Source organism: Mycolicibacterium madagascariense (assembly GCF_010729665.1).
Classification (GTDB): Bacteria; Actinomycetota; Actinomycetes; order Mycobacteriales; family Mycobacteriaceae; genus Mycobacterium; species Mycobacterium madagascariense.
Window position 1 is genome coordinate 4521022 of the sequence record NZ_AP022610.1, and the last position, 20378, is coordinate 4541399.

Annotated in this window: 23 protein-coding genes; 10 read left to right on the plus strand and 13 right to left on the minus strand. The window is 68.9% G+C overall.

The window, feature by feature from the left end; all coding sequences use genetic code 11:
* Nucleotides 1-17 precede the first annotated feature (17 nt).
* Complete coding sequence (trhA, locus tag G6N60_RS21270; RefSeq protein ID WP_163740988.1) at nucleotides 18-764, plus strand: PAQR family membrane homeostasis protein TrhA; 747 nt, start codon at nucleotides 18-20, stop codon at nucleotides 762-764.
* On the opposite strand, the gene G6N60_RS21275 is transcribed toward trhA, so the two are convergent.
* The 3 genes from G6N60_RS21275 to mca are packed head-to-tail and all read right to left on the minus strand — an operon-like array spanning nucleotide 765 to nucleotide 2303.
* The gene (locus tag G6N60_RS21275) at nucleotides 765-1127 is read right to left on the minus strand and encodes a nuclear transport factor 2 family protein (protein ID WP_163740990.1); all 363 of its coding nucleotides are present in this window, start codon (nucleotides 1125-1127) and stop codon (nucleotides 765-767) included.
* A 10-nt stretch (nucleotides 1128-1137) separates the two neighbouring features.
* The gene (locus G6N60_RS21280) at nucleotides 1138-1440 is read right to left on the minus strand and encodes a hypothetical protein (RefSeq protein WP_163740992.1); all 303 of its coding nucleotides are present in this window, start codon (nucleotides 1438-1440) and stop codon (nucleotides 1138-1140) included.
* Nucleotides 1437-2303, minus strand: coding sequence for a mycothiol conjugate amidase Mca (gene mca, locus G6N60_RS21285; protein ID WP_163740994.1), 867 nt, complete (start codon nucleotides 2301-2303; stop codon nucleotides 1437-1439). Before mca ends, G6N60_RS21280 begins: the two co-directional genes overlap by 4 nt.
* Nucleotides 2304-2483: 180 nt before the next feature.
* Here mca and G6N60_RS21290 point away from each other — a divergent pair, with 180 nt between their 5' ends.
* From G6N60_RS21290 to G6N60_RS21300, 3 genes are all read left to right on the plus strand, one after another.
* Entirely contained in the window at nucleotides 2484-2906 is a 423-nt protein-coding gene (locus G6N60_RS21290; RefSeq protein ID WP_163740996.1) for a DUF4307 domain-containing protein, read from the plus strand.
* Between the two features lie 199 nt (nucleotides 2907-3105).
* A complete protein-coding gene (gene greA / locus G6N60_RS21295) occupies nucleotides 3106-3594 on the plus strand; it encodes a transcription elongation factor GreA (protein WP_163740998.1) in 489 nt (162 codons plus the stop codon).
* A gap of 31 nt (nucleotides 3595-3625) precedes the next feature.
* Nucleotides 3626-4276: a GOLPH3/VPS74 family protein gene (locus tag G6N60_RS21300; RefSeq protein WP_163741000.1), complete on the plus strand. Its 651-nt coding sequence runs from the start codon at nucleotides 3626-3628 to the stop codon at nucleotides 4274-4276.
* On the opposite strand, the gene G6N60_RS21305 is transcribed toward G6N60_RS21300, so the two are convergent.
* On the minus strand, nucleotides 4262-5440 hold the full coding sequence (locus tag G6N60_RS21305) for a cystathionine gamma-synthase (RefSeq protein ID WP_163741002.1): 1179 nt from the start codon (nucleotides 5438-5440) through the stop codon (nucleotides 4262-4264). The genes G6N60_RS21300 and G6N60_RS21305 overlap by 15 nt on opposite strands.
* An 84-nt stretch (nucleotides 5441-5524) precedes the next feature.
* On the opposite strand from G6N60_RS21305, the gene G6N60_RS21310 reads away from it, so the two are divergent.
* Nucleotides 5525-6691 (plus strand): acyl-CoA dehydrogenase family protein, encoded by a 1167-nt coding sequence (locus G6N60_RS21310; RefSeq protein ID WP_179969721.1) that lies wholly within the window; start codon nucleotides 5525-5527, stop codon nucleotides 6689-6691.
* On the opposite strand, the gene G6N60_RS21315 is transcribed toward G6N60_RS21310, so the two are convergent.
* From G6N60_RS21315 to G6N60_RS21340, 6 genes are all read right to left on the minus strand, one after another.
* Complete coding sequence (locus G6N60_RS21315; RefSeq protein ID WP_163744314.1) at nucleotides 6675-7193, minus strand: Rv1078 family RDD domain-containing protein; 519 nt, start codon at nucleotides 7191-7193, stop codon at nucleotides 6675-6677. The two genes, G6N60_RS21310 and G6N60_RS21315, sit on opposite strands and share 17 nt — an antisense overlap.
* Nucleotides 7194-7348: 155 nt before the next feature.
* Nucleotides 7349-8467, minus strand: coding sequence for a DUF7847 domain-containing protein (locus tag G6N60_RS21320; protein WP_163741004.1), 1119 nt, complete (start codon nucleotides 8465-8467; stop codon nucleotides 7349-7351).
* 48 nt (nucleotides 8468-8515) lie between these two features.
* The gene (locus G6N60_RS21325) at nucleotides 8516-8944 is read right to left on the minus strand and encodes a DUF2752 domain-containing protein (RefSeq protein WP_163741006.1); all 429 of its coding nucleotides are present in this window, start codon (nucleotides 8942-8944) and stop codon (nucleotides 8516-8518) included.
* 11 nt (nucleotides 8945-8955) lie between these two features.
* Nucleotides 8956-9354 carry a CD225/dispanin family protein gene (locus G6N60_RS21330; RefSeq protein WP_163741008.1) on the minus strand — a complete coding sequence of 133 codons (399 nt, stop codon included), beginning with the start codon at nucleotides 9352-9354 and terminating at the stop codon, nucleotides 8956-8958.
* Between the two features lie 145 nt (nucleotides 9355-9499).
* The gene (locus G6N60_RS21335; protein ID WP_163741010.1) at nucleotides 9500-10894 is read right to left on the minus strand and encodes a cystathionine beta-synthase; all 1395 of its coding nucleotides are present in this window, start codon (nucleotides 10892-10894) and stop codon (nucleotides 9500-9502) included.
* Between the two features lie 29 nt (nucleotides 10895-10923).
* Nucleotides 10924-11976, minus strand: coding sequence for an alpha/beta hydrolase (locus G6N60_RS21340; protein WP_163741011.1), 1053 nt, complete (start codon nucleotides 11974-11976; stop codon nucleotides 10924-10926).
* Nucleotides 11977-12170: 194 nt separating this feature from the next.
* Between G6N60_RS21340 and G6N60_RS21345 the strand changes: the two genes are divergently transcribed.
* Both G6N60_RS21345 and G6N60_RS21350 read left to right on the plus strand, forming a co-directional pair.
* Complete coding sequence (locus tag G6N60_RS21345) at nucleotides 12171-13136, plus strand: SGNH/GDSL hydrolase family protein (RefSeq protein ID WP_163741013.1); 966 nt, start codon at nucleotides 12171-12173, stop codon at nucleotides 13134-13136.
* A 53-nt stretch (nucleotides 13137-13189) separates the two neighbouring features.
* Entirely contained in the window at nucleotides 13190-14407 is a 1218-nt protein-coding gene (locus G6N60_RS21350; protein ID WP_163741015.1) for an acetyl-CoA C-acetyltransferase, read from the plus strand.
* A 55-nt stretch (nucleotides 14408-14462) separates the two neighbouring features.
* Here G6N60_RS21350 and G6N60_RS21355 read toward each other — a convergent pair whose 3' ends face one another.
* A complete protein-coding gene (locus G6N60_RS21355; protein WP_163741017.1) occupies nucleotides 14463-15305 on the minus strand; it encodes a type IV toxin-antitoxin system AbiEi family antitoxin in 843 nt (280 codons plus the stop codon).
* A gap of 162 nt (nucleotides 15306-15467) precedes the next feature.
* A complete protein-coding gene (locus tag G6N60_RS21360) occupies nucleotides 15468-16319 on the minus strand; it encodes a Bax inhibitor-1/YccA family protein (protein WP_163741019.1) in 852 nt (283 codons plus the stop codon).
* A gap of 161 nt (nucleotides 16320-16480) precedes the next feature.
* On the opposite strand from G6N60_RS21360, the gene G6N60_RS21365 reads away from it, so the two are divergent.
* From G6N60_RS21365 to G6N60_RS21375, 3 genes are read left to right on the plus strand one after another with little or no spacing between them, the layout of a single operon-like run.
* Nucleotides 16481-17524 (plus strand): enoyl-CoA hydratase/isomerase family protein, encoded by a 1044-nt coding sequence (locus G6N60_RS21365; RefSeq protein WP_163741022.1) that lies wholly within the window; start codon nucleotides 16481-16483, stop codon nucleotides 17522-17524.
* Nucleotides 17521-18294, plus strand: a complete 774-nt coding sequence (locus tag G6N60_RS21370; protein WP_163741023.1) for an enoyl-CoA hydratase — start codon at nucleotides 17521-17523, stop codon at nucleotides 18292-18294. Before G6N60_RS21365 ends, G6N60_RS21370 begins: the two co-directional genes overlap by 4 nt.
* Nucleotides 18295-18303: 9 nt before the next feature.
* Nucleotides 18304-19995, plus strand: a complete 1692-nt coding sequence (locus tag G6N60_RS21375) for an alpha/beta hydrolase (protein ID WP_163741025.1) — start codon at nucleotides 18304-18306, stop codon at nucleotides 19993-19995.
* Here G6N60_RS21375 and G6N60_RS21380 read toward each other — a convergent pair.
* Nucleotides 19966-20376 carry a rhodanese-like domain-containing protein gene (locus G6N60_RS21380; RefSeq protein ID WP_163741027.1) on the minus strand — a complete coding sequence of 137 codons (411 nt, stop codon included), beginning with the start codon at nucleotides 20374-20376 and terminating at the stop codon, nucleotides 19966-19968. The genes G6N60_RS21375 and G6N60_RS21380 overlap by 30 nt on opposite strands.
* Nucleotides 20377-20378 lie beyond the last annotated feature (2 nt).

Sequence of the window (20378 nt, forward strand, 5' to 3'; positions counted from 1 at the left end):
CAGATAGCGGAGGCGACATGCCCACTTCCCTCGACACGGCGGGCCCGGATCCGCAGCGCGACACCCGTCGCGACGAGCAGGATCTTCCGGAGTCGCTCGCCGACGGCGTCGCCCACATCCTGGGCAAGCCGCGGGCCCGCGGCTGGATCCACCTCTACTCAGCGGTCGTCGCGACGTTCGCCGGCGCCGCGTTGGTGTCGGTGTCGTGGGCGCTGGAGGGCACCAGGGCCGGGCTGGCGACGTTGCTCTACACCTTCACGATCGTGGCGATGTTCGCCGTCAGCGCGACCTACCACCGGGTGACGTGGGTGTCGCCCACCAAGCGCAGGTGGATGAAGCGCCTCGACCACTCGATGATCTTCGTGTTCATCGCCGGCAGCTACACCCCGTTCGCGCTACTGGCCCTACCGTCGGGCCAAGGCATGGTGCTGTTCTGGATCGTCTGGGGCGGAGCCGTCGCGGGGGTGCTGCTCAAGATGTGCTGGCCGTCGGCGCCCGCCTGGGTCGGCGTGCCGCTCTACTTGCTGCTCGGCTGGGTCGCCGCGTTCTTCATCGTGCCGATCATGCACGGCGCGGGCGTCGCCGCGTTGGTGTTGCTGGTCGTCGGCGGCGCGCTGTACAGCATCGGCGGGGTGCTCTACGGGCTGAAGTGGCCCAACCCCTGGCCGACGACGTTCGGACACCACGAGTTCTTCCACGCCTGCACCGCGGTGGCCGCGATCTGCCACTACGTCGCCATGTGGTTCGCGGTGTTCCACGGCTGACTAGAGCTGGGTGATGTTCTCCGGGCTCCAGTAGGCCTTCATCGAGGTGATCTTGGCCGCGTCGTCGAACGTCATGACGCTGATGATCTCGATGCGCATCGCCCCGCCGATCGTCAGCGCCCAGAAGAACGCCACCTCGTGTCCGAGTGCGCGCAGCGTGATGATCTCCGCCGTGCCGTCGGTGCCGGCGAGGCCCTGATAGAAGCCGTGGATGGCGTGCCGCCCGATGTGGACCTCGCCGCCGACCGGATCCTCGACCGTGGCGTCGTCGGCGTACAGCTCGGCGATGTCGTCGGCCTGCCCCTTCGCGACCAGATCGAGGTACGTGGCGACGGTGGCGGCGTTGGCTTCCTGGCTCGACATGAGCCGCACGCTACACGGCGGCAGAGGGTTGGTCGCCGGGTTCCGGACGCTCGCCTCCGGCGACGCCGGGGTCGATCGGTTGGCCGACCGTGCCCTCGTCGGCGGCCTGGTCGGGTTCGGGGCTCTCGGGATCGAACGACTCGGGCAGCTTCTTGAGCTGCTTGTTCATCGACCACACCAGCAGGAAGGTGGCGAGCAGCAGGATCACGACGACGACGAGCCCGAACGGGCTGGCCTTGCCGAAGTCCGGCCCGGTGTCGCGGGGAGTCTGATCGGCCAGCAGACCGGCGATCAACACCACCTGATCGGTCACGGGTCGATCCCGGCGAACAGGTCGTCCTCGGGCAGCCGCACCGGGATGCGCGAGCGCGCCAGCTCGTACTCCTCGGTCGGCCACAACCGCTGCTGCCACTCGATGGGCGTCCTGAAGAACGCGCCCTTCGGGTCGATCTGCGTGGCGTGCGCAAGCAGCGCCTCGTCGCGCTGGGCGAAGTACTTCGCGCACTCGACGCGGGTCGTGATCCGGTCGGCGAGCACGTCTAGCTCGGGATCCCAATCCTTGAGCCACTTCCCGAACGGGCCCTCCTGGCCGTTCTTGGTGAACTCGTCCTGGATCAGCTGCATGCGCTTACGCAGGAAACCGTGGTTGTAGTAGAGCTTCGAGACGTTCCACGGCGTGCCGGCGTCGGGGTACAGGCAGTAGTCCCCGGCGGCCTCGTAGGCGGCGACCGACACCTGGTGGCAGCGAATGTGATCGGGGTGCGGGTAGCCACCGTTCTCGTCGTAAGTCGTCAGTACGTGCGGCTTGAACTCACGGATGACGCGCACCAGGCGCTCGACGGACTCGGCCAGCGGGACCAGGGCGAAGCACCCCTCGGGCAGCGGCGGCAGCGGGTCGCCCTCCGGCAACCCCGAGTCGATGAACCCGAGCCAGTGATGCTCGACGCCGAGGATGGCGGCGGCCTTGGCCATCTCGTCGCGCCGGATCTCGGAGATCCGTCCGTGCACCTCGGGCAGGTCCATCGCCGGGTTGAGGATGTCGCCCCGCTCGCCGCCGGTCAGCGACACCACCATGACGCGGGCGCCCTCGTCGACGTACTTGGCCATGGTGGCGGCGCCCTTGCTGGACTCGTCGTCCGGGTGGGCGTGGACCGCCATCAAACGCAGTTCGCTCACGTGTGCCTAACTTGGTCGGTACCTGGTCGCTTCAGCCGTGGTCGTCACGGTTCAACCACGAGTGCTGCCCCTATAGTTCCAGTCCTAGTCCAATCGTCCGAACCCAGACCCGTCCCCTCGGCTGAACCCGGACCCACACTGATCGCACACTCGTACCCCCGCTAGGAGGGCCGACCCCTCGTGATCGAGCGCCCGACGGCCCGCTACGGCCAGCCGCGCCTGACCCGGCGCTCGCGCCGGACCTGGCTGATCGCCCTGTCGGTGGTCATCGTCGCGGCGGGCGTCGCGCTGGCGCTCGTCGCCTACCAACGCCTCGGCACCGGCGAGGTGAAGGGCGAGCTCAGCGGGTACCGCCTGCTCGGCGGCAACGCTGTCGAGGTGACCGCGAGCGTCACCCGGCCCGACCCGTCGCGGCCCGCGGTGTGCATCATCCGCGCCCGCTCCCTCGACGGCGCCGAGACCGGCCGCCGCGAGTTCCTGGTGCCGCCGTCCACCCAGTCCACGGTCCAGGTCACGGCGGTGGTGGAGTCGACGCGGCCACCGGTCGTCGGCGACGTCTACGGATGCGGGCTCGACGTCCCCAGTTACCTGGTCGCGCCCTGAAATGGCGACGGCCGGGCGAACGCCGGACGGCTAAATCGTAAAGAGCGCCGGTCCCCACGGTGCTACCATGGACTGTGTGCACGGTTCCTCGCGGAGCCGTGTATTGCTGCTTTTATGCGCTCTTCAGCGCCTGCGATCGCGGCAACACCCGCAAATACTTTCCACGCTGACAGCGCGAGACGACGACAGGAGCGCGACCATGACCGACACCCAGGTCACCTGGCTGACCGAAGAGGCATTCGACCGCCTGAAGGCCGAGCTCGACCAACTCATCGCCAACCGGCCCATCATCGCCGCCGAGATCAACGACCGCCGCGAGGAGGGCGACCTCCGCGAGAACGGCGGTTACCACCAGGCCCGCGAGGATCAGGGCCAGCAGGAGGCGCGTATCCGCCAGCTGCAGGAGCTGCTCAACAACGCCAAGGTCGGCGAGGCGCCCAAGCAGTCCGGCATCGCCCTGCCCGGTTCGGTGGTCAAGGTCAAGTTCGAAGACGGCGACGTCGAGACGTTCCTGATCGGCACGCGCCAGGAGGGCGTCACCGACGGCAAGCTCGAGGTCTACTCCCCCAAGTCCCCGCTCGGCGGCGCGATCATCGACGCCAAGGTCGGCGAGAAGCGCAGCTACGTGGTGCCGAACGGCAGCACCATCGAGGTCGAGCTGCTCAGCGCGGAGCCCTACCACTCCTAGGCCCGACGGCCGGGTGCTCTACGGTCCGTGCATGGCGCGGATCGCCGAGGATCTCTTCTTACTGCTGCTGGACAACGCGACGGCCCAGCCCGCGCTGGACCGTCGGCGCCGGGAACGGGTGCTGGCCGCCGGCGTGCTGCTCGACCTCGCGCATGCCTGCCGGGTGCGGCCCGCCGTACCGGGTGACGGCGTCGAACCGGGCACGCTGATCGCGCTACGTGCCGAGGGCCCGATCGATCCGGTGCTCGCACCGGCGTGGGCGCTCCTGCAGCAACGGCCGCTGAACCCGTCGCGAGCTCTCGCGAAGATCGCCAGGGACGTACAGGACCGCGTCGCCACCCACCTGGAGCAGCTGGGCCAGATTCGCCGGGTGCCCCTCGGGCGGCGACACCACGCGTGGCCGCTGACCGACCGCGACCGGGTGGCCGCGGCCAGGGCGCAGCTGCTGTCGGCGCTGTTCGACGGTCGGCCGCCGACGCCCCCGACGGCGGCGATCGTCACCGTGCTGCACGCCGCGGACGGCCTCGGAGCGCTGCTGAGCCTCAACGATCGTGGATGGCGGTGGGTCCACGCCAGGGCGAGCGAAATCGCCAGCGGCAGTTGGGTTGACGAGTATCCGACCGCGCTCCCGGAGGTCAACCTGGCCGTGACGGCGTCCGCTCTGCGGTCAGCCCTGGCGTAGGGCCTGATCGAGGTCACCGAGGAGATCCCCGACGTCCTCGATGCCGACGGACAGCCGGACGAGATCGGCGGGCACCTCCAACTGCGAGCCCGCAGTCGACGCATGCGTCATCGCGCCGGGATGCTCGATCAACGACTCCACGCCGCCGAGCGATTCGGCGAGGATGAAGATTTCGGTGCGGGCGCACATCCGCCGCGCGGCCTCCACACCGCCGCGCAGCCGCACCGACACCATCCCCCCGAAGCCGGACATCTGCCGCGCCGCGACGTCGTGATGGGGGTGACTCGGCAGGCCCGGGTAGAGCACGGTGTCGATCGCCGGGTGCTCGACGAGGAATTCGGCGACCTGCGCCGCGTTCTCGCTGTGCCGCTCCATGCGCAACGACAACGTCTTGAGCCCGCGCATCGTCAGGTAGGCGTCGAACGGACCGGGCACCGCGCCCGCGCCGTTCTGCAGGAAGGCGAACGCCGCGTCGAGCTCCTCGTCGTCGGTCACCAGGGCGCCGCCGACGACGTCGGAGTGCCCGCCGATGTACTTGGTCGTGGAGTGCAGCACGACGTCGGCGCCCAGCGCCAACGGCTGCTGCAACGCTGGTGAGGCAAACGTGTTGTCCACCAACACCTTTGCGCCCGTACCCGAGGCCAGCTCGACGATGCCCGCGATGTCGGCGATCGTCAGCAGCGGATTGGTCGGAGTCTCGACCCACACCAACCGGGTGGCGTCGGTGATCGCGGCGCGCACGGCGTCGAGATCGGACAGCGCGGCGGGCGTGTGGGTGACTCCCCACTGCGAGAACACCTTGTCGATGAGCCGGAACGTGCCCCCGTAGGCGTCGTCGGGGATGACGACGTGGTCACCGGGTCGCAGCAGGGCGCGGAGGGTGCAGTCCGTGGCCGCCATGCCCGAGGCGAACGCCCTGGCGAAGGCGCCCCCCTCGACGGCGGCCAGGCTGGCCTCCAGCGCCGCGCGCGTCGGGTTGCCCGTGCGGGCGTACTCGAAGCCACCGCGAAGACCGCCGACCCCGTCCTGAGCGAACGTCGAGGACGCGTAGATCGGGGCGTTGACCGCACCGGTCGCGGGGTCGGGGCGGAAGCCGGCATGGATCGCCCGCGTCGCGGGACCGTAGGCGCGGTAGGCGTCTGCCTTGGAACGCTGCTCACTCATCGCCGATCAGCGTAACGCTGCTCACTCATCGCCGATCAGCGTAACGGTGTTCGTCGCCACCGAGCGTCGGGTACAACCAACAGCATGACCACGACGATCGAAAGTCTGCTCGACCTCGACTCCCTGCTCACCCCCGAGGACCTCGAGCTGCGCACCATGGTCCGCCAGTTCGGCGAGCAGCGACTGCGGCCCAACGTCACGGAGTGGTTCGAGGCGGGTGAGGTGCCGGTCCGCGACCTCGCCGTGGAAATCGGCAAACTCGGCCTGCTCGGCATGCACCTGGAGGGCTACGGCTGCAGCGGCTCGTCGGCCACCGCGTACGGCCTGGTGTGCGAAGAGCTCGAGGCCGTCGACAGCGGGCTGCGCAGCCTGGTGTCGGTCCAAGGGTCACTCGCCATGTTCGCCATCCACCGCTGGGGTAGCGAGGAGCAGCGCGAGCAGTGGCTGCCGGGGATGGCCGCCGGCGAGGTGATCGGTTGCTTCGGGCTGACCGAGCCGGACTTCGGTTCCAACCCCGGCGGCATGCGGACGACGGCCCGCCGCGATGGCTCCGACTGGATCCTCAACGGCTCCAAGATGTGGATCACGAACGCGTCCATCGCCGACGTCGCCATCGTCTGGGCCCGCGCGGAGGAAGGCGTCGTCGGATTCGCCGTCCCGACCACGACACCCGGGTTCAGCGCCAGGGAGATGACTCACAAGATGTCGCTGCGGGCATCGGTCACCGCCGAGTTCAGCCTCGACGACGTCCGCGTGCCCGACGACGCGAAACTGCCTGGCGCACGGGGCTTGTCGGGTCCGCTGGCCTGCCTCAACGAGGCGCGGTTCGGCATCGTGTTTGGCTCGGTCGGTGCGGCCCGCGACTGCCTGGAGGCGACGCTGGACTACGTCGGCACTCGCGAGGTATTCGACAAGCCGCTGTCCGGCTATCAGTTGACCCAGGCCAAGATCGCCGACATGGCCGTGGAATTGGCCAAGGCGCAGCTGCTGGCTCTGCACCTGGGCAGGCTCAAGGACCAGGGCACGATCAAGCCCGAGCAGGTCAGCGTCGGCAAGCTCAACAACGTCCGCGAGGCCATCAAGATCGCCCGTCAATGCCGAACCCTGTTGGGCGCCAACGGGATTACGCTCGAGTACCCCGTCATCCGACATGCCAACAACCTGGAGTCGGTGCTGACCTACGAGGGCACCTCGGAGGTGCACCAGCTGGTGATCGGCGAGGCCCTGACGGGGGTCAGCGCGTTCCGCTGAGCGGCACGCAGACGGTCTTGACGAGCTTGTCGGCCAGGGTCTGCCGGCGGGCGTCCCACAGCGGGAAGAGGAAGCCGACGTAGCAGATGACCGCGTCGACGGCGTGGGCGAGTTGGCGCAGCACCGAGCGCCCGAAGCCGATCGGCTGCCCGGTACGTTCGCCGACGACCCGAAACTTGAGCACCGACTTGCCGAGGCTGCTGCCGGTCGTGCCCTGCCGGTAGCCGTAGTTCCACACCAGGTACGCGAGCGCGACGACCATCGAGCCGAGGAACACCGACAGGCCGACGTAGCTGTTGCCGGTCGCGCAGTACGGCGCGATGTCGTACGGCGTGGTGGTGGCGGCGCAGAGCCGCTGCCGGGTGCCGACCTCGATCGCGACGCCGAGAAGGAACACGATCACCGCGGGTACGACGTCGATGAGGTAGGCCAGCACGCGCGTCACCCACGAGGTGTACGCGGTGCGGGCGAGGCGCGGAGCACGCTCGGGTTGGTTCACGATTTCTCTTCCCGTGCTCGAGGTTCGACCACCCGACGCTACCGAACCCGGCGTGGATCACCGCGCAGGGCAGACCGTCTCGCTGCGCTCGCCGGCGGTCGTGGTCCGACGGCGGTCGAGCGGCGCGACGACATCGATTGTCGCGCTGGTGAATTCGGTCAGGCCACCGGTTCGGCGATCGTCCCGCCTCCGAGCGTGCGGTAGGTGTGCACCAGGAAGAGCCCCGCCAGTGGGGCCGCCAGCAGCAGTCCGATGCCGCACAGCACCGCACCCACCAACACGGTGACGATGATGATGAGCCAGGCGAGCAGCACCTGCCCGAAGTGCGACTTCACCATCTCGAAGCTGGCCTTGAGGCCGTCGACGGGCGGCAGGTTGCGGTCGACGATCGACACCACGGCGAACATCGTGAACAGCGACACCACCAGACCGGGGAGGAAGCACAGGAACTGCCCGATGGTCGTCAGCACCCCGATGATCAGGCTCGCGACGAGCACGCTGCCGACGTTGCGGGGCTTGAAGAACGACCCGATCGTCACCGGTCGCCCGTCGGCGATCTCGAGCAGTCCGGCGTAGTACGCCGACGCGATCGCCCCCGCGACGACGAACGTCACCAGGCCGCCCAGCAGGAGCACGACGATGCTGGCCACGCCGAGGTCGGACGTGATCGTGTAGCTGACGCCGCTGTCCGACGAGTCGTAGGACGACACGCGGTCCGGTGCCACCGCGAGGGCCAGGCCGTAGACGACGCCGTACACCACGCCGACGACGATGGCGTAGACCAGCGTCGGCACGATGAGCGCGGCGGCGTTCCTGGTGAACGCGTGCCAGGCCCACCCGAACCCGGCCCCCACGTCGACCCGGCGCCCGCCGTAGACGTCCGACGGCGCATAGCCCCCCTGCTGGGGGTAGCCGCCGGGCGGCGGGTAGTACCCCTGCCCGCCGTAGTTGCCGGGCGGAGGCGGGGGGTAGTTGCCGGGCGGAGGCGGGGGGTAGTTCCCCGGCGGAGGCGCGCCGTAATTGCCTGGCGGCGGGTAGTTCCCGGGCGGAGGCGGGTAGTTCCCCGGCGGCGGGTAGTTCCCGGGCGGAGGCGGGTAGTTCCCCGGCGGCGGGTAGCTCCCACCCGGCGGCGGGTAGCTCCCCGGCGGAGGCGGGTAGTTCCCCGGCGGCGGCGGGTAGTTCCCCGGCGGCGGGAAGTTCCCCGGCGGCGGGGGTGGCGGCGAACCCGTCGTGGGCGTGGACTCGTCGTCCTCGGGCGGTGGGGGCGGGTTCGTCACGGTCGTCTCACCTTTCGGCCGGTTCGGGGAAGGGAATCTCGTTGGGGCTCAGACATATAGGACGGTGAAGGGCGCGAAGGGCAGGTTGCGGACGACGAACCAGGCGAGCACCAGCACCAGCGCGACGGCCGCCGACCAGCGGTAGTGCTGCCAGCTGGCGATCCGTCGCCCGACGAGGCGGCCGTAGGTCCACGCGCCGAAGGCCCACAGCAGGAACAGCACCGCCACCAGACCGAGCGCGTTGTAGCGGATCGCGCCCGCCGCGTCGCCGTGCAGGAGGCAGTAGATCATCCGTAGGCTTCCGCAGCCGGGGCAGTCGATGCCGAGCAGCGCCTTCGTCGGGCACACCGGCAGCGGCCCGCCCGCCGACAGCGGATCACCCAACCAGATTGCGCCGCAACCCAATCCAGCGGCCGCCACGACACCCAGTGGGGCGCCCAGCGACGCGAGGGCCGGCGTGCGGCGGGTCTGTAGCATCGACTCGACGGCTACGAGTAGGAGGGGCTGCCGCCGGTCGAGAACACGACGATCGCGTAGATGATCCCCACGACCACGCCGGCGACGGCACCCCAGATGGCGTACTTTCTCGCGTCGGCGGAGGCCTTCTGCGCCTCGGCGTAACGCCCCTGTCCCCACAGCCCGGACACCTGAGTGGCCTTGACGATCGACACGATGCCCAGCGGCAGGCAGCAGAGCACGGTGACCAGGATGGCCCACACCAGGTTGCTGTCCGGTTGCCTCTCGGGCGGGCCGCCGTATCCGCCCTGCCCGTAGCCGCCTGCGCCGGGCGGCGGGGGCGGCGGGTAGTTGCCGGGCGGCGGCGGTGGGTAGTTACCGGGAGGCGGCGGCGGAAAGTTGCCAGGCGGGGGTGGCGGATACTCGGTCATGAGCGCCTTCCGATGATCTTGATCGCTGAAGTCAAGCGCTGTTACCCTACCTGAGAAGTCGCCCCCAAAAATGGCCATGGCGCGAACTTCTTCCGGGCAACGTGCGAGCGGCAATCCTTGCCGTCGCTAACCACTTTCGGCAAACCTAGCGGCGCAGATTGCCGTCCGACAGGAAGCCCAACAGGTCGTGCCGGGTGAGCACGCCCACCGGCTTGCCCTCCTCGACCACCATCACGGCGTCGCACTCGCGCAGCGTCTTGGCCGCCGTATTGACAAGTTCACCGGCGCCGATCAGCGGCAGCGCCGGACTCATGTGTTGCGACACCGCGTCCGCGAGCTTCGCGCGGCCCTCGAACACCGCCGAGAGGAGTTCGCGTTCGGACACGCTGCCCGCCACCTCGCCCGCCATCACCGGAGGCTCGGCGCCGACGACGGGCATCTGGGACACCCCGTACTCGCGCAGGATTCCGATGGCGTCGCGCACCGTCTCCGACGGGTGGGTGTGCACCAGGTCGGGCAGCGCACCGGACTTGCGTCGCAACACGTCTCCGACCGTCGACTGCTCGATCGACCCGTCGAGCCTGCTGCGCAGGAAGCCGTAGGACGACATCCACGAGTCGCTGAAGATCTTTGAGAGATAACCCCTTCCGCCGTCGGGGAGCAGGACGACGACGAGCGCGTCGGGACCCTCGCGCTCGGCGACGCGCAGCGCGGCGACGGTGGCCATCCCGCAGGAGCCACCCACCAGCAGGGCCTCTTCGCGGGCCAGGCGGCGCGTCATCTCGAACGAGTCGGCGTCGGAGACCGCGATGATCTCGTCGGGAACCGACGGGTCGTAGGCCGACGGCCAGAAGTCCTCGCCGACGCCCTCGACGAGGTAGGGCCGACCCGTGCCGCCGGAGTACACCGAGCCCTCGGGGTCGGCGCCGATGATCTTCACCCGGCCCCCCGACACCTCCTTGAGGTAGCGGCCCACGCCGGTGATGGTGCCGCCGGTGCCGACGCCCGTGACGAAGTGCGTGACCTTGCCGTCGGTGTCGGCCCAGATCTCCGGACCCGTCGTCTCGTAGTGACTCTCGGGGCCCATGGGATTGGAGTACTGGTCGGGCTTCCACGCCCCGTCGACCTCGCGGACGAGGCGATCCGAGACGCTGTAGTAGCTGTCGGGATCCTCGGGCGCGACCGCCGTCGGGCACACCACGACCTCGGCGCCGTACGCGCGCAACACGTTTCGCTTGTCCTCGCTGACCTTGTCCGGGCAGACGAAGATGCACTTGTAGCCACGCTGCTGGGCGACCAGCGCCAATCCCACCCCGGTGTTGCCCGACGTCGGTTCGACGATGGTGCCGCCGGGCTGGAGCTCGCCGCTGGCTTCGGCGGCGTCGATCATCTTGATGGCGATGCGGTCCTTGGCGCTGCCGCCGGGGTTGAGGTACTCGACCTTCGCGGCCACCGTGCCCGCGCCCTCGGGGACGACGTTGTTCAACCGGACGAGCGGGGTATTGCCGATGAGCTCACTGACGTGGCCTGCGATGCGCATGCGTCCATCGTGTCAGGCGCGACTCAGGGTTACCAGGTGGCCTCTTTGATGTAGGCGCCGATCTGCTTCAGCGATCGGGTCGCCTCCTTCACCGTCGGCGCGGCGAGTTGGAAGACGTGCATCTGACCGGGCCAGACGTGCACCTCGACCGGCACGCCCGCCGCGGCGAGCATGTGCGCGGCCTTTCGCGCGTCGTTGAGCAGAACCTCCGAGCCCGACACGTGGATCAGCGTCCGCGGCAACCCGGTCTCGACGTGGTCGAGCGGCTCGTAGATCTCCTCGGGCCGACCGTCGACGACGTGTCGCTTGGCCGCCGCCTCGATGAGCGTCACCAGCGCCCCGAACGCCCGGGGCGGGAACATCGCGTCGGTGCTGATGTTCGGGTGCTGGGCCCGGCTCTCGTTGTCGATCTCGAACAGCGGCGACATGGTGACGACGGCCGCGGGCAACTCGCCCTCGTCGCGCAGCCGCTCGGCGAGCGCCAGGGACAGGTAGCCGCCCGCCGAGTCGCCGGCGAGCACGATCTGGTCGGGTTCATACCCCTTGCGGCGCAACCACTGATACGCGTCGTAGCAGTCGTCGACCGCCTGGCCGACGGAGTGCTTGGGAATCATCCGGTAGTTCACGACCAGAGCCGGGCTGTCGGCGAAGCGCGACAGCGCCGTCACCATCCGACCGTGCGAGTTCACCCCGCACGTCAGGAACGCACCGCCGTGCAGATAGAGGATGACGCTGCGCGTGCCGTCGGCGGGCAGCACGCCCGCGGCCCGGACGAGTTGCGCGGTGCAGTTCGGCAGCGCGATGGTGGCGCGGATCGTGCCCGGCGCCGGACGCATCAGCCGCGACACCATGTCGACCGCGCCGAACGGCCACGGCACCTGCGGGGCGCGGCAACCGATGGACAGCGCGGGTCTGATCGTCGTCATCGCCAGCAGAGCAAACAACCGACCGGCCATGCTCGGGCCGTCTTCCAGCACCTCGACGGGTGCTCCGTCACTGACCGGGAAACGACGCGTTCGGCGTGCCCGAGCTGGGCTCGAGCCGGCCGGGACAGACCCTGGGATCGTGCTGGGTGCGGTCATCGTCACCACTTCCTACGCCGTTGTAGTGCCCGGAGCCGTTAACTAGTGAGCAACTCCAAGTAATTTAGCTTGACATCACAAATACGTCCGAAGAACGAGCAACTCGTCTTCGTACCGGACTTGATACCCCACCGTGATCGTCCAGACACGGCTGCCACGCAGTTATTTGCCAGTGCCGCTCTAAACTGGAGGACGTGGTCATTCGTGCACCGCGTCGGTCGACCCTTGCCCTGGCAGCGGCCGCCACACTCGCCTCGACCGGCTCCGCGTTCGTCGGAGCCAGGAACCTGCTGCACGTCCAGGCCGACCAGGCCCGTCAGGTCATCCCCAAGGCATGGGCCATCCCGCCGCGCGCCGACGGCGTGTACGTCCCCGGCGGCGGACCCGTGCAGAAGTGGACGCGCGGCGTGCCGTTCGACGTCCACCTGATGATCTTCGGCGACTCGACCGCGACCGGATACGGCTGCGCGGTCTCCGACGAGGTCCCCGGGGTGCTGATCGCGCGCGGGCTGGCCGAGCAGTCGGGCAAGCGGATCCGGCTGAGCACGAAGGCCATCGTCGGAGCCACCTCCAAGGGCCTGTCCGGTCAGATCGACGCGATGTACGTCGCGGGTCCCCCGCCCGACGCGGCGGTCGTCATGATCGGCGCCAACGACGTGACGGCCGTCAACGGCATCGGCCCGTCCGCCCGACGCCTCGGCGCGGCGGTCCGCCGTTTGCGCGGCAGCGGCGCCGTCGTCGTCGTGGGCACGTGCCCCGACTTCGGCGTCATCACCGCCATTCCCCAGCCACTGCGCCTGGTGGCCCGCACGATCGGTTTGCGGCTGGCTCGCGCGCAAGCGGCCGCCGTCCATGCCGCGGGCGGGGTGGCCGTCCCGTTCTCGGACCTGCTGGCACCGGAGTTCCACCGCGCGCCCGAGGTGCTGTTCTCCGACGACATGTTTCACCCATCGGCCGCGGGCTACGCGCTCGCCGCCCAGCAGCTACTGCCCGCGCTGTGCCACGAGCTCGGCGAGTCGACGACCGACGCCGAGCTGGAGCCCGCGCTGTCCGCCCGGGTCGACGAGGCGTCCGTGTTTGCGCGGATCGGCGGGATCACCAGGTTGTGGCGCCGCACGACGGGGGTCCCCGCGCCGATCGTCGCATCCGCGACCGGTTAGGTTCGCTCTAGCTTTCACATTCCTACCTTCACGTTCCTACCTAGGAGGCCGTCATGCCCGAAGCCGTCATCGTCTCGACCGCCCGCTCACCCATCGGCCGCGCGGGCAAGGGCTCGCTGGTCGACATGCGCCCCGACGACCTCGCCGCCCAGATGGTGCGCGCCGCCCTCGACAAGGTGCCGTCGCTGGATCCCCACGACATCGACGATCTGATCATGGGTTGCGGGCAGCCCGCGGGCGAGGCGGGCTACAACATCGGGCGCGCCGTCGCCGTCGAGCTTGGCTACGACTTCCTGCCCGGCACGACCGTCAACCGCTACTGCTCCTCGTCGCTGCAGACGACGCGGATGGCGTTCCACGCGATCAAGGCCGGCGAGGGCGACGCCTTCATCTCCGCGGGTGTGGAGACGGTGTCGCGGTTCATGAACGGCAGCGCCGACGGGTGGCCCAACGGCAAGAACGCCGAATTCGCCGACGCGCAAGCACGTTCCGAGCAGGCGGCCCTCGGCGCCGAGGAATGGCACGACCCGCGCGAGGACGGCCTGCTGCCCGACGTCTACATCGCCATGGGTCAGACCGCCGAGAACGTCGCCCTGTTCACCGGCATCAGCCGCGAGGACCAGGACCACTGGGGCGTGCGCTCGCAGAACCGCGCGGAGGAGGCCATCAACAGCGGCTTCTTCGAGCGCGAGATCTCCCCGGTGACGTTGCCCGACGGCTCGACCGTGACGAAGGACGACGGTCCGCGCGCCGGCACGACCTACGAGAAGATCAGCCAGCTCAAGCCGGTGTTCCGGCCCAACGGCACCATCACCGCGGGCAACGCCTGCCCGCTGAACGACGGTGCCGCGGCCGTGGTCATCATGAGCGACGTGAAGGCCAAGGAGCTGGGCCTGACGCCGCTCGCGCGCATCGTGTCGACCGGTGTGTCGGGGCTCTCGCCGGAGATCATGGGCCTCGGCCCCATCGAGGCGTCCAAGCAGGCGCTGGCGCGGGCGGGCAAGACGATCGACGACATCGACCTGTACGAGATCAACGAGGCGTTCGCGGTCCAGGTGTTGGGCTCGGCGCGGGCGCTCGGCATGGACGAGGACAAGCTCAACGTGTCCGGTGGCGCGATCGCGCTGGGTCACCCGTTCGGCATGACGGGCGCCCGCATCACCGCCACGCTGCTGAACAACCTGACCACCCACGACAAGACGTTCGGGCTCGAGACCATGTGCGTCGGCGGCGGGCAGGGCATGGCGATGATCATCGAGCGCCTGTCCTAACTGCGTTGCGTCTCGAGACTGCTGGGAGATCGCACATTTGCGAGGTTTTGCGATCTCACAGCAGTCTCGATTGGCGTGCTCGACGCACGCGATCGACGATGTCGCGTTCGGAGTTCTCGGCGACCACCCTTACGACGATCCACTCGATCTCACGCAACTCCTCGAGCCGGTAAACGTCCTTGACGAACTGGGGCCGACTCATCCGGTGTTGATCGCCGTCGTATTCGACCGCAACCCTGATGTCTTCCCACCCCATGTCGAGGTAGTACTGCCGGCCGCTGGGGCCAATAGCCGAGATTTGCGTACGCGGTCGAGGAAACCCGGCGCGAATCAACACGAGGCGCAACCACGTTTCCCTTGGCGACTCCGCCCCGGGATCGTAGAGGTCGAGTGCACCGGTGAGATGGCGCAGCCCCCGTGCGCCACGGTGCCTGTCCGCGATCGCGAGGACGTCGTCGACCGAAAATCGGGTCGCGTTCCCCAAGGCATCCAGCCGCGCCACGGCTCTGCCCTGGCCGCCGCGCCTGCCCAGATCGAACGCCGTTCGGGCAGGAGTCGTGACACGCATTCCGTGGAGCTCGTCGAACTCGTCGGCAACCAGGCGGAAGTCGAAGGTCTTCAAGCCGCAGGGACGCCGCGCGTTCGGCCATATCAGCTCGACCGGTTGCTCGTCGTCGATCCACTTGGAGCCATGTAGGCCCGCCGCGGTGAGTCCGGCAGTGACCCCCTGCCGATGCGACCACAGCCACGCTGCCCTGGCCTTCTGATGCAAGGTCGGAGACGCGCGCCGGTCGATGTAGACGCCGGGAAACACGCAATGGAAGTCATGACGCAGCTGATACTTCGTCACGACGCCGGCTTCGAGCGCCTCACTGCCGACGAACGGTGCATGGTCCACGAGCAGACAATGCAGGAGCCCTCAGACCATGTCCGCGTCGAAACTGCTGGCTGATCGCGATCTGTGGATGAATCGCGATCTGTTAGCAGTCTCGGCGTCAACGCCCCCCACAACGAGCGAAAGCCCGGCACCGTGGTGCCGGGCTCTCGGGGGGAGCAGCTGCTAATCCCTTTGGAAGTAGCTCAGTAGCTGCAGGATCTCGATGTAGAGCCAGACCAGCGTCACAGTCAGGCCAAGGGCGATGCCCCAGCCCGCCTTTGACGGCGCGCCGGCGCGGATCATCTGGTCGGCCGCGTCGAAGTCGATCAGGAAGCTGAACGCCGCGATGCCGATGCAGACCAGCGAGAAGATGATGGCCATGGGGCCACCGCTGCGCAGGCCGAGGCCTTCACCGCCGCCGACGCCGAACATCCCGAGCACCAGGTTGCCCAGCGCCAGGGCCAGCACGCCGAACATGGCCGCGACCAGCATCCTGGTGAACTTGGGCGTGACGCGGATGGCGCCGGTCTTGTAGACGATCAGCATGCCGACGAAGACGCCGATGGTGCCGAGCACCGCCTGACCGATGAGCGCGCCGGCGCTGACGCCGGACACGTACAGGTTGGCGATGACGAACGAGAAGGCGCCCAGGAACAGGCCCTCGAGCGCGGCGTAGGCCAGCACGATCGCGGGGTTGTCCTGCTTGCGGGCGAACGTCGCGATCAGCACGAGCACCAGGCCGCCGAGCGCACCGACCATGGTGAACGGCATGGCCAGGGCGAGGTTCTGGGCGACCAGGAAGTAGGAGACTGCGGCGACGGCCGTCAGCACGGCCAGCGTGATGCCGGTCTTCGTGACGACGTCGTCGATGGTCAAGGGACGGGAGACGTTGGTCCCCTGGTCGGTGTACGGCTGGGCCGCGTAGGGATCAGCCTGTACCGCTGCCCCGTAGCCGGCGGCTCCGGTCCCGAATGTGGCGTAGCCGCCCTGCTGCTTGGGCAGGGAACGGAACACCGGGTTGCTGCTCTCGCGCACCGTCGGATCCTCTCGTGTGCATGGCGTTCGCCGAGCGACGAACACTGGTCTAACGTGCGACGACCCGGAGCGGTTCCCGACCGGATCGATGAAACTGTGAACTTCTTGGGAGAGGCTACCCGTTGGGCGCCGTTGCGGCCGCACGCTCTAGATTGACTGCCGTGCCGGAAAACGAGGACATCCTAGTAAATGTCGAGAACGGCGTCGGTCACGTCACGCTGAACCGGCCCAAGGCCATCAATTCGCTGAACCACGTCATGGCCACCGGCCTCGCGCAGGCGCTGCACGCGTGGGAGCAAGACGACGCGGTGCACACGGTCCTCCTGACCGGCGCCGGCGAGCGCGGACTCTGCGCGGGTGGCGACGTCGTCGCGATCCATCACAGCGCCAAGGGCGACGGCAGCGAGGCGCGCACGTTCTGGCACGACGAGTACGTCCTGAACGCCTACATCGCCGACTATCCCAAGCCCTACGTCGCGATCATGGACGGCATCGTGATGGGCGGTGGCGTCGGCGTCGGCGCGCACGGCAGCGTCCGCGTCGTCACCGACACCACCAAGATGGGGATGCCCGAGGTTGGGATCGGCTTCATCCCCGACGTCGGCGGCACCTATCTGCTGGCGCGCACTCCGGGGCTGCTCGGCCTGCATGCCGCGCTGACCGGCGCGCCGTTCTCGGGGGCCGACGCCATCGCCATGGGCTTTGCCGACCACTTCGTGCCGCACGACGACCTGGCGGCGTTCACCGACACGCTCGTCGCCGACGGCGTCGATGCTGCGCTGTCCCGACATGCCGTGGAGACCCCCGCCAGTCCCCTTCTCGCCCAACGGGATTGGATTGACGAGTGCTACACCGGTGCGACGGTGCCCGACGTGCTGGCCGCCCTGCGCGAGCACGGCCAGGACGCCGCCGCCGACCAGATCGAGGGCCGCTCGCCCATCGCCCTGGCGGTCACGCTCGAGGCGGTCAGACGGGCCGGGAGCCTGGACACGCTCAAAGACGTTCTGCGCCAGGAGTTTCGGACGTCTTGCGCGGCATTGCGGTCACACGACCTGGTGGAGGGCATCCGGGCCCAACTCATCGACAAGGACCGCAACCCGCAGTGGTCACCGCGGGACCTGGCATCGTGTTCGAAGGACCTCGTCGACGAGTACTTCGCGCCGGCGGATCCCGACCTGACGTTCCCGGAGGAGGAGGAGTCATGAGTTACGAGACCATTCTGGTGACGCGCGAGGGCCGCGTCGGCACCATCACCCTGAATAGGCCAAAGGCGCTCAACGCCCTCAACAGCCAGGTGATGGTCGAATTGACCACGGCGGCAGCTGAATTCGACGCCGACCAGGGCATCGGCGCGATCGTCGTGACCGGCAACGAGAAGGCCTTCGCGGCGGGTGCGGACATCAAGGAGATGGCCGACCTGTCGTTCGCAGACGTCTACGCGAGTGACTTCTTCGCGACCTGGGCCCGGTTCGCCGCGACCCGCACGCCCACCATCGCGGCCGTCGCGGGGTACGCCCTCGGCGGCGGCTGCGAGCTGGCGATGATGTGCGACGTGCTGATCGCCGCGGACAGCGCGAAGTTCGGCCAGCCCGAGATCAAGCTCGGCGTGCTGCCGGGCATGGGTGGCTCGCAGCGGTTGACCCGCGCCATCGGCAAGGCGAAGGCCATGGACCTGATCCTCACGGGCCGCACCATCGACGCCGCCGAGGCCGAGCGCAGCGGGCTGGTGTCGCGCGTCGTCCCCGCCGATGCGCTGCTCGACGAGGCCAACGCCGTCGCCGCGACCATCGCGGGGATGTCGCTGTCGGCGTCGCGGATGGCCAAGGAGGCCGTCAACCGCGCCTTCGAATCGTCGCTGGCCGAAGGCCTTCTCTACGAGCAGCGGCTGTTCCACTCGGCGTTCGCGACCGACGATCAGACCGAGGGCATGGCGGCCTTCACCGAGAAGCGCACACCCAACTTCACGCACCGTTAAAGTGCTCGGGTGACCGATACGGACACCGCGCAGGACGTGACCGCCCCGGAGGTCGAGGCTCGCCCGAAACCGGACTGGTGGGTGCGGCACTACACGTTCTTCGGCACGGCCGTCGGGCTGGTGTTCGTGTGGTTCTCGCTGACGCCGTCCCTACTGCCGCGCGGTCCCCTCTTCCAGGGCCTGGTGAGCGGCGCGGCGGGGGCGATCGGCTACGGCCTGGGCGTCTTCGGCGTCTGGCTGGTTCGCTATCTGCGCTCGAAGGACAGCAGTCCGCCCGCGCCGCGGCGGGCGTGGGTCGTGCTCGTCGTGGTGGGTGTCGTCGGTCAGACCCTGGCGGTCATCTGGTTCCACGTCTGGCAGGACGACGTCCGCGACCTGATGGGCGTGCCGCGGCTGACCTTCTGGGACCACCCCCTGACGGCGGTGCTCTCGATCGTGTTCCTCTTCGTGTTCGTCGAGATCGGCCAGCTCGTCAGGAGATTGGTGCGGTTCCTGGTACGGCAGCTGGATCGTGTTGCGCCGCCGCGGGTTTCAGCGGTCGTCGTGGTGACGCTGCTGCTGGTGCTGAGCGTCGCCGTGCTCAACGGCATCGTGGTGCGCTTCGCCATGAGCACGCTGAACCACACCTTCGAGTCGGTCAACGACGAGCAGGATCCCAGCAATCCGGCGCCGAGCACGCCGCTGCGGTCCGGTGGGCCCGGTTCGCTGGTGACGTGGTCGTCGCTGGGTCACCAGGGCCGGGTGTTCGTGGGGAACGGTCCCACCGTGGCGGACCTGACGGCGTTCAACGGCCCCGGCGCGATGGAACCGATCCGCGCCTACACGGGGCTCAACTCCGTCAAGGGCTTTCAGGCGGCCGCCACGCTCGCCGCCCGCGAACTGCAGCGGATGGGCGGCCTGAATCGCGCCGTGGTCGCCGTCGCCAACACCACGGGCACGGGGTGGATCAACGAGGCCGAGGCGTCGGCCCTGGAGTACATGTACAACGGCAACACGGCCATCGTGTCGATGCAGTACTCGTTCCTGCCGAGCTGGCTGTCGTTCCTCGTCGACAAGGAGAACGCCCGGCAGGCCAGTCAGGCACTCTTCGAGGCGGTCGACGCGCTGGTGCGCACGATGCCGGAGGCGCGCCGGCCCAAGCTCGTCGTGTTCGGGGAGAGCCTGGGGTCCTTCGGCGGCGAGGCGCCGTTCCTGTCGCTGAACAACCTCATCGCGCGCACCGACGGCGCACTGTTCTCCGGGCCGACGTTCAACAACACCATCTGGACCGACCTGACGCGCAACCGCGATCCGGGATCGCCGCAGTGGCTGCCGATCTACGACCAGGGCCAGAACGTCCGATTCGCCGCGGAGGCCGCCAATCTGGACCGCCCGCGCGAGCCGTGGGGCGAGCCGCGGGTGGTGTACCTGCAGCACGCCTCTGACCCGATCGCGTGGTGGAACCCCGACCTGCTGTTCGCCAAACCGGACTGGCTGCGGGAACCGCGCGGCTATGACGTGTCACCGCGGATGGAGTGGATCCCGATCGTCACGTTCCTGCAGGTGTCGGCCGACATGGCGGTCGCCGTCGACGTTCCCGACGGGCACGGCCACGTCTACGTGCACGACGTGGCGAACGCGTGGGCGGCGATCATGCAGCCGCCGGGTTGGACTCAGGCCAAGACCGACAAGCTACGGCCGCTGCTGCGTTCCGACGAGTGACGCGTCGAGCTGCTGTAGCGCGCCCGTTGCGACGAGGGCGTGGTAGCCGCCGATGACGTCGGTGGCGCGCAGGCCGAGCTCCTGCAGCGAGGCCGCCGCGAGACTGGACGTGTAGCCCTCCGAGCACAGCACGATCCATTCGACGTCGTCGCCGGTGGCCTCGGGGATGTGCGCGTCGCTGGTGGGGTCGCAGCGCCACTCGAGCACGTTGCGTTCGATGACGAGGGCGGCGCCGACCTCGCCCTCGACGGCGCGCTGCGCGGCGGGCCGGATGTCGACGAGCACCGCGCCTCGCGCCACCGCGGCGGGCACGTCGGCGGCGTCGATGCGCGTCAGCCTGGCGCGAGCCGACTGCAGGACGGCGTCGATGCGGCTGCTCACGA